We start from the raw sequence: 12,572 nt of genomic DNA on the forward strand, positions 1-12,572 counted from the left end.
ATCCGGAATCCGCTTGGCGGCGCTTCGGAAGGTGCCGCTCTTGATCGACCCGTCCTTGAGGCGCCGCGCGCCCTCCGATCGGGGGAAGAACTCGTACCATGCGCCCACGCCGGCACGCTCGCGCTCGACGAGAAGCTCGTGGGTCGCGCCGACCGTCGCGAGCGAGGTGAGCGGGCGCGCCGCGAAGTACGCCGCGATCGCGGGGTCGCGGACGATGCCGAGCGCGACCTCGTCGCTGACCTGCGGGTCGCGGAAGGCCGCCGCAGCGCCCTGCAGAGCGCGTCGCTCGGCAACCGGCCGGTCCTTCTGCTGGGACGCGCGATCGAAGAGCAGAGCGCCGCTCTCGCGCATGAGCCCCACGTCGACATCCGCCTCGATCTTCACGTCTGCAGCGTGCTGCCACGTCGCGAAGTCATCGGCGAAGCCCTCGAACCGAAACGACCAGATCCCCTGCTCGAGGGGCGCGACCAGCGCGCTCCAGCGGTCGAAGCCATCTCCGGCAGGAAGAAGCCGGTGCAGCGACTCGTCGCCGGAGGGAGCGAACAGCCGGAGGTGCACGCCGATGCGGTCGTGACCCTCGCGGAATGCCGTCACGATGAAGGGGACGATCTCACCGGCGAAGGCCTTCGGCCGGAACCCGCCGCCCGGCACGGCGGGGCGGGGCAGCACGAGCGGGATGCGCCCCGTCGCCGTGTCGCGCGTGCCCTGGGCATCGAGGACCCGCCGGACGGGGATGGCGGTCGCGCTGCGCCAGGCGGAGGGTACGGACTTCGTGCGCGTCGTCGATGTAGCCACATCCCGAACCTACCGTGGCCGCGGGTCCTTCGACAGGATCGCGCGGGCCCTGGACAGAGGCCTCCTCAGCGCTACCCCGATGGTGCGCCGGTGGCTACCCCGCCCGGAACAGGTGCATGGCGGTCCCGCGCAGCGGTACGACATCGCCGGGGGCGAACTCGATGACCTCGGCGCCCGGTCGTTCGTCCTCGCTCGACCACAGCGAGACGAACCGGGAGACCCCGGCTATGGCCGGCAGGCGCACCTCGACGGGCCGTTCGTTGCCGTGCACGATGAGCAGGATCCGGTTGAACTCCTCGGTCTCGGGTGTCGACGAGGCCACGTACTGGAGGGTGCGGTGCGCCGGGTCCGTCCACCGCTCGATCGACATGGTGTCGCCGTTCTCGTCGTACCATTCCATGACCGATGCGCTCGGCGTCGGCTCGCCGAGCCGCGCGAACCGGATGGGGCGCAGCGCGGGGTTCTCGCGACGCAGCCGGGTCAGCGCCTGCACGTGCGCGCGAAGGTCGTCCTGCCACGGCGCCGTGTCCCACGCCAGCCAGGTGAGCGGCGAATCGTGGCAGTACGCGTTGTTGTTGCCGCGCTGCGTGCGCCCCATCTCATCGCCGGCGGTGAGCATCGGGATGCCGGCTGAGAGCAGCAGCGTGCCGAGCAGGTTCCGCATCGCCTTGCGTCGTGTGGCCAGGATGCCGGCATTGTCGGTCGGGCCCTCGGCGCCGTGGTTGAACGAGCGGTTGGTGTCGGCGCCGTCGCGGTTCTGCTCCCCGTTGCCGAGGTTGTGCTTCACGTCGTACGAGACGAGGTCGCGCAGCGTGAATCCGTCGTGCGCCGTGACGAAGTTGATGCTGGCGAGCGGGCCGCGTTCGGCGTCGAAGGTGTTCGCCGAGCCGGCGAGCCGGGTGGCGAAGCCGCCGATGCCGACGGGTGCGCTCGACGCGCGCCGGGCATAGTCGACATCGCTCAGCCAGAAGTTTCGGACGCGATCGCGGTAGCGGTCGTTCCACTCGTGCCAGCCCTTGCCGAAGTTGCCGGTCTGCCATCCGCCCATCCCGACATCCCACGGCTCGGCGATGAGTTTGGTGTCCGCGAGCAGAGGGTCGTTCTGGATGGCCTCGAGGAGCGGGTGATCCGGAGTGAAGGTGTGGGCCGCGTCGCGCCCGAGCGTGGCCGCGAGGTCGAAGCGGAAGCCGTCGATCTGCACATCGTTCGCCCAGTACCGGAGCGAATCGAGGATGAGCCGCGCCACCGCGTCGTGGGACGTGTTGAGGCTGTTGCCGCATCCGGTGACGTCGATGTAGGCGCCGTCCTCGTGCTGCCGGTAGTACGAGCGGTTGTCGATGCCACGCAGACTCGAGCGCGGGCCGCCCAGGCCTTCTTCGGCGGTGTGGTTGTAGACGACATCGAGCACGACCTCGAGCCCGGCCTCGTGCAGCAGGCGCACCATCCCCTTGAACTCCCGGAGCACGGCCTCCGGTCCCTCGCGGCGGCTCTGCTCGCTCGCGTAGGGAGTGTGCGGTGTGAAGAAGTTCAGAGTGTTGTAGCCCCAGTAGTTCGCGAGCCCATGCTGCAGGAGCCGGGGCTCGGTCTGGAACGCGTGGATCGGCAGAAGCTCGATGGTGGTGACCCCGAGCGATCGGAAGTGCTCGATCATGGCCGGATGCGCCAGGCCAGCGTACGTTCCGTGCAGGGCGGGTGGCACGCGCGGGTGACGCTTGGTGAGGCCCTTCACGTGGCCCTCGTAGATGATCGTGCGATCCATGGGCACGCGGGGCTTGGCGACCCCGCCCCAGTCGAAGCCGTCGGCGACGACGACCGACCGCCACGCGTCATAGCTGCTCTGCACGAGTCCACGCGCATAAGGATCGATGAGGAGGGTGCGCGGATTGAACGTGTTGCCGGGAGCGTGCGCGCCGGAGACGCGGATGGCGTAACGAGTGCCCGGCCGCAGGAGCGGCGTCGATGCGCTCCAGACCCCGTCGCCCAGCGGCTCGAGCGGAACGGAGTCGGTGGTCCAGTCCAGATCGGTGTCATCGAAGATCTCGAGCTCGACGGCGTCGGCGTGCTCGGTCCAGACGCGCAGCGTGCCGCCGCCGTCGTGCAGGCGCACGCCCAGATCATCGAGCGCCGGGCGCAGAATGCCCGCTTCGGGGGCGAGGATCGGGGAGGGTTCCGGGCAAACCATGCGCTCTACAGTAGTAAGGGCAAAAGTCGCCGAGGTTACGCGGGGAGGGTGGCATGGAGGTCTATCTCGACCACGCCGCCACCACGCCCCTCCGGAGCGAGGCACGAGAGGCCTGGATCGAGGCATCCGGAGCCGTCGGAAACGCGTCCTCCATCCACGGCGGGGGCCAGTCCGCACGTCGTCTCCTCGAGGAGTCCCGCGAGCGCATCGCCGCGGTGCTCCAGTGCGATGCGATCGAGTTGCTCCTCACCTCCGGCGGCACCGAATCGATCAATCTGGCCCTCAAGGGCCTGTGGTGGTCGCGGGGAGCGCGCGGCGACGGCGTCGTGCTGCCCGATGGCGAGCATCACGCCACGCTCGACACGGTCCACTGGCTGGCGACGCACGACGCGGCACGTGTCGTTCCGGTCGGGGTCGACCGTGACGCGCGCATCGACCCGAGTGCATTCGGTGCCGCGATGGAGGGCCCGGGGATCGCGTTCGGCACCGCTCTCGCCGCGAACAACGAGACCGGGTCGCTGAACGATTGCGGCGCCCTTTCGGCCGCGGCGGCCGGGGCGGGCGTTCCCCTGCACCTCGACGCCGTCGCGGCGTTGGGACACATCCCCGTGCGATTCGCCGCGCTTCGCGGCGACGCTGTCGGTGCCGCCGGGCTCGTCGCCCTCAGCGTCTCCGCGCACAAGATCGGCGGCCCGGTGGGCGTCGGCGGCCTCGTCGTCTCCCGATCGGCGGCGGTGACTCCGCTTCTGCACGGGGGTGGTCAGCAGCGCGCGCTCCGCGCGGGAACTCAGGATGTCGCGGGTGCCGCCGCATTCGCGGTGGCGGCCGAGCTGGCCGAGGCGGAGCGGGAGGCAGAGAGCGCGCGGCTCGCCGGCCTCCGCGATCGACTCGTGCGCGGCATTCTGGACGTCGTTCCGGGGGCGGAGCTGCTCGGGCATCCCGTCGAGAGGCTTCCCGGCAACGCGCACATCCTGTTCCCCGGCGCGGCGGGGGAGTCGCTGCTGTTCCTGCTCGACCGGGAGGGGATCGCGGTCTCCACCGGCTCCGCGTGCCAGGCCGGCGTGCCCGAGCCCTCGCACGTCGTGATCGCGATGGGACGATCCGAGCAGGACGCGCGTTCGGTGCTGCGGTTCACGCTCGGGCGCACGTCGGGGGACGCGGATGTCGACGCCGTCGTCGCCGCGATGCCCGAGGCGTACGCCCGCGCGTCGCGACGGGCCTGAGTCATTCGCATCACGGGCCTTCGCGTCGGCCCTTGCACCGGGGCCCTTCGCGCCGGGGCCTGCCTGCACAGGGAACGGCTCGTAGACTGGATGGATGCGCATCCTGGCAGCCATGAGCGGTGGAGTCGACTCCGCCGTCGCCGCTGCGCGCGCCGTGGATGCCGGGCACGACGTCGTCGGCGTGCACCTCGCGCTCTCCCGCGCCGGGGGCACGCTCCGCACGGGCAGCCGCGGCTGCTGCACGATCGAGGACGCGATGGATGCTCGCCGCGCCGCCGATCGCCTCGGCATCCCGTTCTACGTCTGGGACTTCTCGGAACGCTTCCGCGACGACGTGATCGCGGATTTCGTGGCGGAGTACTCCGCCGGACGAACCCCCAATCCGTGCATGCGCTGCAACGAGAAGATCAAGTTCGCGGCGCTCCTCGAGCGCGCCATCGAGCTCGGCTTCGACGCGGTGTGCACGGGCCATTACGCGACTCTCGTCGAGGGCGCGGACGGGCTCGAGCTGCACCGCGCGTCGGACGGGGCGAAGGACCAGTCCTACGTGCTCGGCGTGCTCACCGCGGAGCAGCTCGCGCACACCTACTTCCCGCTGGGCTCCACGCCCTCCAAGGCGCTCGTGCGCGCGGAAGCGGCCGAGCGCGGGCTGAGCGTGGCTCAGAAACCCGACAGTCACGACATCTGCTTCATCCCCGACGGCGACACCCGCGGCTGGCTCGCCGAGCGCGTGGGGGCCCAGACGGGGGAGATCCTCGACCGCTCCGGTGCCGTGGTCGGCACCCACGAGGGGGCGCACGCGTTCACGGTGGGTCAGCGCCGGGGGCTCAAGCTCGGCGTGCCGGCCGATGACGGCAAGCCGCGATTCGTGCTCGAGGTCCGTCCGGTCTCCAACACCGTCGTCGTCGGTCCCAAGGAAGCCCTCGCGATCGCCGAGATCTCCGGCTCGCGTTTCTCGTGGGCCGGGCGCGCCCCGGAGTTCGGTTCGTTCCCGTGCCACGTGCAGATCCGTGCGCACGCCGATCCCGTTCCGGCGCTCGCCGTGCACCGCGACGACAACCTGACGGTGACCCCGGAGAGCCCGCTCGACGGCGTGGCGCCCGGTCAGACCGCCGTACTCTACGACGGCACCCGCGTGCTCGGCCAGTTCACGATCGACACCACGGTGTCGGCGGTTCCTGTCGCTCTGTGAGGGCCCTTTGTGGGGCTCCGCCCCACACCCCCGGCTCGCTGACGCGCCCCCTTGTGGGGCTCCGCCCCACACCCCCGGCTCGCTGACGCGCGCCTAGACTGACCGGGTGGCAGACGGCGATGCATCCGAACTCACTGACCTGACGCTCGACGAGGCGCGCGCTGAGGCCCAGTCGCTCACGGCGAAGATCCTCGATGCCCGGGACGCGTACTACGGGCGCGATACAGTCGTCGTCGACGACGCCACCTACGACGAGTGGATGCATCGGCTCGAGGCGATCGAGCGCGTGCATCCCGAGCTTCAAGGCCAGGATTCACCGACGCTGAGCGTCGGCGCCGCCTCCGGAACGCTCTTCGCGCCCGTGACCCACGCCGAGCGCATGCTGAGCCTCGACAACGTCTTCAGCGACGACGAGTTCACGGCGTGGGCGGCCAAGGTCGAGCGCGACGCGGGCAGGTCGGTGCGCTATCTCTGCGAGCTCAAGATCGACGGCCTGGCGCTGTCGCTGCGCTACGAGCGGGGCCGCCTCACCACGGCGGCGACCCGCGGAGACGGACGCGTGGGCGAGGACGTCACCGAGAACGTGCGCCGCATCGCCGGCATCCCCCAGCGGCTCGCGGGGCACGGGCACCCGGAGCTGGTCGAGGTGCGCGGCGAGGTGTTCTTCAACGTCGCCGACTTCGAGTCGCTCAACGCGTACCAGGAGGCGATGGGCGATCGCCTCTTCGCGAACCCCCGCAACGCGGCGAGCGGGTCGCTCCGCCAGAAGACCGAGGGCAAGAACGAGCGGCAGCTCGACGCCATGCATCAGCGCCTCTCGCGCCTGCGGATGACGGTGCACGGCATCGGCGCATGGCCCGCGCCGCCGGTCGCCACGCAGAGCCAGATCTACGAGCTGCTGAAGTCGTGGGGACTGCCGACGAGCGAGTACTACCGGGTCACGGACTCGGCCGCGGCCGCCGATGAGTTCATCCGCCACTACGGGCAGCACCGGCACTCCGTCGAGCACGAGATCGATGGCATCGTCGTGAAGGTCGACGAACTCGCGCTGCACGCCGAACTCGGTGCGACCAGCCGCGCGCCGCGCTGGGCGATCGCGTACAAATACCCGCCGGAGCAGGTCAACACCAAGCTGCTCGACATCGTCGTGTCGGTGGGGCGCACCGGCCGTGCAACCCCCTTCGCGGTCATGGAGCCCGCCAAGGTAGCCGGCAGCATCGTCCGCCAGGCGACGCTGCACAACCAGGATGTCGTGAAGGCGAAGGGCGTGCTGATCGGCGACACCGTCGTGCTGCGCAAGGCCGGAGATGTGATCCCCGAGGTGCTCGGGCCGGTGGTCGAGCTTCGCGACGGCTCCGAGCGGGAATTCGTGATGCCCACCTCGTGCCCCGAGTGCGGTTCGCCGCTCGCTCCGGCCAAGGACGGCGACATCGATCTGAGGTGCCCCAACGCCCGCTCCTGCCCGGCGCAGGTGCGCGGCCGCGTCGAGCACGCCGGCTCGCGCGGAGCGCTCGATGTCGAAGGTCTCGGCGAGGTCTCCGCCGCGGCGCTGACGCAGCCGGTGCGGCCGGAGCGCCCTCCGCTCGAGAGCGAGGCCGGGCTCTTCGCTCTGACTGCCGAGCAGCTCTTCCCGATCGATGTCATCGTCCGCGACGCCGAGACGGGGCTGCCACGGCTGCTCGAGGACGGCGCCCCCGATACCCGCTCCCCGTTCCGGCGGCTCCGCAAGAAGACCGAGCCCTTCGACCCCGGCGGCCCCTTCGACGGCGACGAGCGCTTCGTGCTGTCGAAATCCGCACTCGAGCTGCTGGCGAACCTGGAGGCGGCGAAGACCAAAGAGCTCTGGCGCTTCCTGGTGGCGCTCTCGATCCGGCACGTCGGGCCGGTCGCCGCTCGCGCGCTCGCCCAGTGGTTCGGATCGCTCGATGCCATCCGGGCCGCCGCGCGCGACGAGCTCGCGGCGGTCGAGGGCGTCGGCGGCATCATCGCGGACTCGCTCATCGACTGGTTCGACGTGGACTGGCACAGGCAGATCGTCGACAGCTGGGCCGCCTCCGGCGCGCAGCTCGCGACACCCGGACACCCCGGTCCCGGCGCCGCGAACGCCGCCGGAGGAGTGCTCGACGGGCTGACCGTCGTGGCGACCGGCTCGCTCGAGGGCTACAGCCGCGAGGGCGCGCAGGAGGCGATCCTGGGCGCCGGCGGCAAGGCCGCATCGAGCGTCTCGAAGAAGACGGACTTCGTCGCGGCGGGGCCGGGCGCGGGCTCCAAGCTCGCGAAGGCCGAAGAGCTCGGCGTGCGGATCATCGACGCGGCGCAGTTCCACATCCTCGTCACCCGCGGACCGGCCGCCCTCGACGACCTCGCGACCGACGCGGGGTGAGCAGGCGATGGCTCAGTGGCTGTACCGCATCGTTCCGACCCGCCCCGAGATGGTTGCGGATCCGACGGCCGACGAGCAGCGCATCGTCAGTGCGCACTTCCGGTATCTGGTCGACCTGAAGGAGCGTGGCGTCCTGATCCTCGCCGGCCGCACGCAGGAGCACGCCGACACCTTCGGCATCACGATCTTCGAGGCCGACGACGAAGCGGCCGCGCGCGCGGTGATGGACGGGGACCCTGCTGTCGCGGCCGGCGTGTTCGCGGCGTCGCTCCACCCTTACGCGGTGGCCGTCGCGCGGGATGGCCTGGCGGGCAGCTGACCCGGCGCGGACTACGAGCCCGATCAGAGGGCGAGCAGGCTGTCGCGCACCTGGCGACGAAGCACCTTGCCGATGAGGGATTTCGGCAGCTCATCGACCACGAAGATCCTGCGCGGAACCTTGTAGGGCGTCAGGATGCCGCGGGCGAACTCGCGGACGGACTCCACATCGATCTCCGCCCCGGGGGCGACGACGATCGCGGCGACAACCTCCTCGCCGGAGTGCTCGCTCGGCAGCCCGACGACGGCGGCGTCCTCGACCTGCGGGTGCTGCCGCAGGGCGATCTCGACCTCGGTCGGGGCGACGTTGAACCCGCCCGTGATGATGAGCTCCTTGATGCGGTCCACGATCCGGACGAACCCGCCCTCGTCGACGGTCACGACATCACCGGTCCGGAACCACCCGTCGACGAACACCTTCTCGGTCTCCTCGGGCTTGCCGTAGTAGCCCTGGAAGACCTGCGGCCCGCGCACGAGCAGCTCGCCGCGGTCGCCGGCCGCGACATCCTTCGTGGGGTCACCGGGATCGACGACCCGCACCTCCGTGCCCGGCAGCGGCAGCCCGACCGTCCCTGGCACGCGGTTGTCGGCGACGGGGTTCGCCATGAGCACGGGGGAGCACTCCGAGAGCCCGTAGCCCTCGACGAGGAAGCCGCCCGACGCGGCCTCGAAGGGCACGACGAGTTCGTGCGGCAACGCCATCGCACCCGAGATCGCGACCTCGGTGCCATGCAGCGACACCCCCTGCTCGGTGGCCGCTTTCAGCAGGCGATCGGCGATCGGTGGCACGAGCGGGAGGAAGGTGGCCGGTCGCTTCTTCATCACGGCGAGCACCAGGTCGGGATCGAACCGCGGGAACAGCACGAGCCGGGCTCCCATGCTCATGGCGAAAGTGAGACACAGCGTGAGGCCGTATGCGTGGAACATCGGCAGGACGGCGTACACGACGCATCCGGGACCGCGCTGGATGCCGGGCACCCACGCCCGCGCCTGCGCGGCGTTTGCGAGCAGGTTGCGGTGGGTGAGGGCGGCGCCCTTCGGAGTGCCGGTGGTGCCGCTGGTGTACTGGATGATCGCGAGGTCATCGGTCGCCGGCAGCGGGTGCGACGAGGGGAGGGGTTCGGATGCCGTGAGCCGCTCCCATTCGATGGCACCGCGCACCGTCGCATGCAGGGCTTCGCGCGCCTCGCGGGCCTTCGCGACCGGAAGGCGGAGCATCGCGCGCATCGTGAACGGCATCGCGCGGGTCACGTCGACGCTGATGAGGTTGGTGACGGCGAGGTCGGCCGGAAACTCCTGGACGGCCTCCACGACCTTGCTCCAGGCGATCGCCGTCTTGGCACCGTGATCCTCGAACTGCTTGCGAAGCTCGCGGGGCGTGTAGAGCGGGTTGTGCTCGACGACGACCGCTCCCAGGCGCAGAACCGCGTAGAACGCGACGATGTGCTGGGGGCAGTTCGGCAGGATGATCGCGACCGGATCGCCCGCTGCGACGCCGAGGGATTTGAGCGCCGCCGCTGCGCGCTCGATCTGATCGTTGAGCGCGCGGTAGGTCATCTCACGTCCGAAGAACTCCAGGGCCGCGGCGTCGGGGAACTCCCTCGCAGAGCCCCGCACGATGTCGACGAGGCTGCCCGTCACCTCGGCGAGGTCATCGGGCACGCCCTCGGCGTAGCTGTCGATCCAGGGGCGCGGAGGGTCGTACGGCTTCGTCACCCAGCCAGCCTATGACGGTGAAGCGGCCGCCCAGGGTCGGCGGGGAGCGCTCATCGGAGGGAACCTCGGTCGGGCGACGGTCGGTGGACCGGGAGCGCGCTCGTAAGATGGACCAGTGTCTGAAATCACCCCCGAACTCGTGCGCCATCTCGGCGTGCTCGCCAGGATCCAGCTGAGCGAGGAGGAGGTGCAGCGGCTCACCGGCCAGCTCGACGTCATCGTCGACAACATCGCCAAGGTCTCCGAGGTGGCAACGCCTGACGTCCCCGCGACGAGCCATCCGATCCCCCTCCAGAACGTCTTCCGCCCCGACGTGATCGGCCAGACGCTCACGCTCGAGCAGGCTCTGCAGAACGCGCCCGACTCGGCCGACGGACGATTCCGCGTCACCGCCATCCTGGGGGAGGAGCAGTGATCCGTCTCACCGCCGCCGACCTCGCCGCGAAGCTCGCCGCCGGCGAGATCTCGAGCGTCGAAGCCACGCGCGCCCACCTCGAGCGCATCGCGGAGGTGGACGGCGACATCCACGCGTTCCTGCACGTCAGCGACGCCGCCCTCGACGTGGCGGCCGACATCGACCGCCGCCGTGCGGCGGGCGAGCAGCTCGGCCCGCTCGCGGGCGTCCCGCTCGCGATCAAGGACGTGCTGGTCACGACCGACATGCCCTCCACGAGCGGCTCGCGCATCCTCGAGGGCTACATGTCGCCGTTCGACGCGACCGTCGTCGCGCGAAGCCGCGCCGCCGGCCTCGTCCCGCTCGGCAAGACCAACATGGACGAGTTCGCGATGGGCTCCTCGACCGAGCACTCCGCCTACGGGCCCACGCACAACCCGTGGGACCTCGACCGGATCCCCGGCGGCTCCGGCGGCGGCTCCGCCGCGGCGGTCGCCGCATTCGAGGCGCCGCTCGCCCTCGGCAGCGACACGGGCGGATCGATTCGCCAGCCCGCCCACGTCACGGGCACGGTGGGGCTCAAACCCACGTACGGCGGCGTCAGCCGCTACGGCGCGATCGCGCTCGCCTCGAGCCTCGACCAGGTCGGCCCCGTGACCCGCACCGTGCTCGACGCGGGACTGCTGCACGATGTGATCGGCGGGCACGACCCGTTCGATTCCACCTCGCTGCGCGACGCGTGGCCGTCGTTCGCCGACGCCGCCCGTGAGGGCGCCCGGGGAGACGTGCTCAAGGGCCTGCGCGTCGGCGTCGTCTCGGAGCTGCCCGATGCCGGCTTCCAGCCGGGCGTCTCCGCATCCTTCCGCGCCGCCCTCGCGATGATGGAGGCGCACGGCGCCGAGATCGTCGAGATCAGCGCCCCGCACTTCGAGTACGGCGTGGCCGCGTACTACCTGATCCTCCCGGCCGAGGCATCCAGCAACCTCGCCAAGTTCGACTCGGTGCGCTTCGGCATGCGGGTCACCCCGCACGCATCGGCGACGGTCGAGGATGTCATGGCCGCGACGCGCGATGCCGGGTTCGGCGACGAGGTGAAGCGCCGGATCATCCTCGGCACCTATGCGCTGAGCGCCGGCTATTACGACGCCTACTACGGCAGCGCCCAGAAGGTGCGCACGCTCATCCAGCGAGATTTCGACGCCGCCTTCGAGCAGGTCGACGTCATCGCCACCCCGTCGGCCCCGACCACGGCATTCAAGCTGGGCGAGAAGATCGATGACCCGATGCAGATGTACCTGAACGACGTCACGACGATTCCCGCGAACCTCGCGGGCGTCCCGGGCATCTCGATCCCCTCTGGACTGGCCGCCGAGGACGGCCTGCCGGTCGGCATCCAGTTCCTCGCACCCGCGCACCACGACGCGCGCCTCTACCGCGTCGGTGCGGCGCTCGAGGCGGCGCTCGTCGCCGAATGGGGCGGGCCGCTTCTCGAGCGGGCGCCGATCCTCGGAGGGAAAGCCTGACATGGCCAAGGCAAAGCTGATGGACTTCGACAAGGCGCTCGAACTCTTCGAGCCCGTGCTCGGCTTCGAGGTGCACGTCGAGCTCAACACCAAGACCAAGATGTTCTCGGCGGCACCGAACAACTTCGGGGCCGACCCCAACACCAACCTTTCCCCGGTGTGCCTCGGCCTGCCCGGGTCGCTCCCGGTCGTCAACGAGCAGGCCGTGCGCTTCTCGATCAGCCTGGGCCTCGCGCTCGGCTGCGAGATCGCCGCCTCGAGCAGGTTCGCGCGCAAGAACTACTTCTACCCGGACCTCGGCAAGAACTATCAGATCTCCCAGTACGACGAGCCGATCGCGTTCGAGGGATCGGTCGATGTCGAACTGGTCGACGGCACGCGTGTCACGGTTTCGATCGAGCGCGCTCACATGGAAGAGGATGCCGGCAAGCTGACGCACGTCGGCGGCTCGACCGGCCGCATCCAGGGCGCGGAGTACTCGCTCGTGGACTACAACCGCGCGGGGGTGCCGCTCGTCGAGATCGTCACCAAGCCGATCTTCGGCGCCGAACACCGGGCACCCGAGCTCGCGAAGGCGTACGTGCAGACGATCCGCGACATCGTGCTCTCCCTCGGCATCTCCGACGCCAGGATGGAGCGCGGAAACCTGCGCTGCGACGCCAACGTGTCGCTCCGTCCGCGTGGCCAGGAGAAGCTCGGCACGCGCACCGAGACCAAGAACGTGAACTCCATGCGCTCGGTGGAGCGCGCCGTTCGCTACGAGATCCAGCGCCAGGCGGCGATCCTCGCCGACGGCGGTGCGATCACTCAGGAGACCCGGCACTGGCACGAAGACACGGGCACGAC

General features: G+C 70.4%; 10 protein-coding genes. 7 read left to right on the forward strand and 3 right to left on the reverse strand.

Features of this window, described 5'->3' with window-relative positions:
* The coding region (locus VNT50_RS12930) for a maltotransferase domain-containing protein (RefSeq protein WP_325485518.1) at positions 1 to 795 on the reverse strand (795 nt) is incomplete at its 3' end.
* 94 nt (positions 796 to 889) lie between these two features.
* On the reverse strand, positions 890 to 2,977 hold the full coding sequence (glgX, locus tag VNT50_RS12935) for a glycogen debranching protein GlgX (protein ID WP_325485519.1): 2,088 nt from the start codon (positions 2,975 to 2,977) through the stop codon (positions 890 to 892).
* Between the two features lie 53 nt (positions 2,978 to 3,030).
* Here glgX and VNT50_RS12940 point away from each other — a divergent pair, with 53 nt between their 5' ends.
* From VNT50_RS12940 to VNT50_RS12955, 4 genes are all read left to right on the forward strand, one after another.
* Positions 3,031 to 4,200 (forward strand): cysteine desulfurase family protein, encoded by a 1,170-nt coding sequence (locus VNT50_RS12940; protein WP_325485520.1) that lies wholly within the window; start codon positions 3,031 to 3,033, stop codon positions 4,198 to 4,200.
* Between the two features lie 94 nt (positions 4,201 to 4,294).
* Positions 4,295 to 5,392 (forward strand): tRNA 2-thiouridine(34) synthase MnmA, encoded by a 1,098-nt coding sequence (gene mnmA, locus VNT50_RS12945; RefSeq protein ID WP_325485521.1) that lies wholly within the window; start codon positions 4,295 to 4,297, stop codon positions 5,390 to 5,392.
* Between the two features lie 106 nt (positions 5,393 to 5,498).
* Positions 5,499 to 7,775: an NAD-dependent DNA ligase LigA gene (ligA, locus tag VNT50_RS12950; protein ID WP_325485522.1), complete on the forward strand. Its 2,277-nt coding sequence runs from the start codon at positions 5,499 to 5,501 to the stop codon at positions 7,773 to 7,775.
* Positions 7,776 to 7,782: 7 nt separating this feature from the next.
* Positions 7,783 to 8,094 (forward strand): YciI family protein, encoded by a 312-nt coding sequence (locus tag VNT50_RS12955; protein ID WP_325485523.1) that lies wholly within the window; start codon positions 7,783 to 7,785, stop codon positions 8,092 to 8,094.
* A 23-nt stretch (positions 8,095 to 8,117) separates the two neighbouring features.
* On the opposite strand, the gene VNT50_RS12960 is transcribed toward VNT50_RS12955, so the two are convergent.
* On the reverse strand, positions 8,118 to 9,809 hold the full coding sequence (locus tag VNT50_RS12960; protein WP_325485524.1) for a long-chain-fatty-acid--CoA ligase: 1,692 nt from the start codon (positions 9,807 to 9,809) through the stop codon (positions 8,118 to 8,120).
* Positions 9,810 to 9,924: 115 nt separating this feature from the next.
* Between VNT50_RS12960 and gatC the strand changes: the two genes are divergently transcribed.
* The 3 genes from gatC to gatB form a co-directional block, all read left to right on the forward strand.
* Positions 9,925 to 10,224 (forward strand): Asp-tRNA(Asn)/Glu-tRNA(Gln) amidotransferase subunit GatC, encoded by a 300-nt coding sequence (gatC, locus tag VNT50_RS12965; RefSeq protein WP_325485525.1) that lies wholly within the window; start codon positions 9,925 to 9,927, stop codon positions 10,222 to 10,224.
* The gene (gene gatA / locus VNT50_RS12970) at positions 10,221 to 11,726 is read left to right on the forward strand and encodes an Asp-tRNA(Asn)/Glu-tRNA(Gln) amidotransferase subunit GatA (RefSeq protein WP_325485526.1); all 1,506 of its coding nucleotides are present in this window, start codon (positions 10,221 to 10,223) and stop codon (positions 11,724 to 11,726) included. Before gatC ends, gatA begins: the two co-directional genes overlap by 4 nt.
* 1 nt (position 11,727) lies before the next feature.
* Positions 11,728 to 12,572, forward strand: an 845-nt coding sequence (gene gatB, locus VNT50_RS12975; protein ID WP_325485527.1) for an Asp-tRNA(Asn)/Glu-tRNA(Gln) amidotransferase subunit GatB, incomplete at its 3' end; no start/stop codon positions are given.

Origin of the sequence: Microbacterium sp., from assembly GCF_035554235.1 — a bacterium.
Lineage (GTDB): Bacteria > Actinomycetota > Actinomycetes > Actinomycetales > Microbacteriaceae > Microbacterium.

Excerpts from the sequence above, each read along its gene's own strand:
- glgX (WP_325485519.1), bottom strand. The coding sequence starts at position 2,977 with ATGGTTTGCCCGGAACCCTCCCCGATCCTCGCCCCCGAAGCGGGCATT.
- VNT50_RS12940 (WP_325485520.1), top strand. The coding sequence starts at position 3,031 with ATGGAGGTCTATCTCGACCACGCCGCCACCACGCCCCTCCGGAGCGAG.
- mnmA (WP_325485521.1), top strand. The coding sequence starts at position 4,295 with ATGCGCATCCTGGCAGCCATGAGCGGTGGAGTCGACTCCGCCGTCGCC.
- VNT50_RS12955 (WP_325485523.1), top strand. The coding sequence starts at position 7,783 with ATGGCTCAGTGGCTGTACCGCATCGTTCCGACCCGCCCCGAGATGGTT.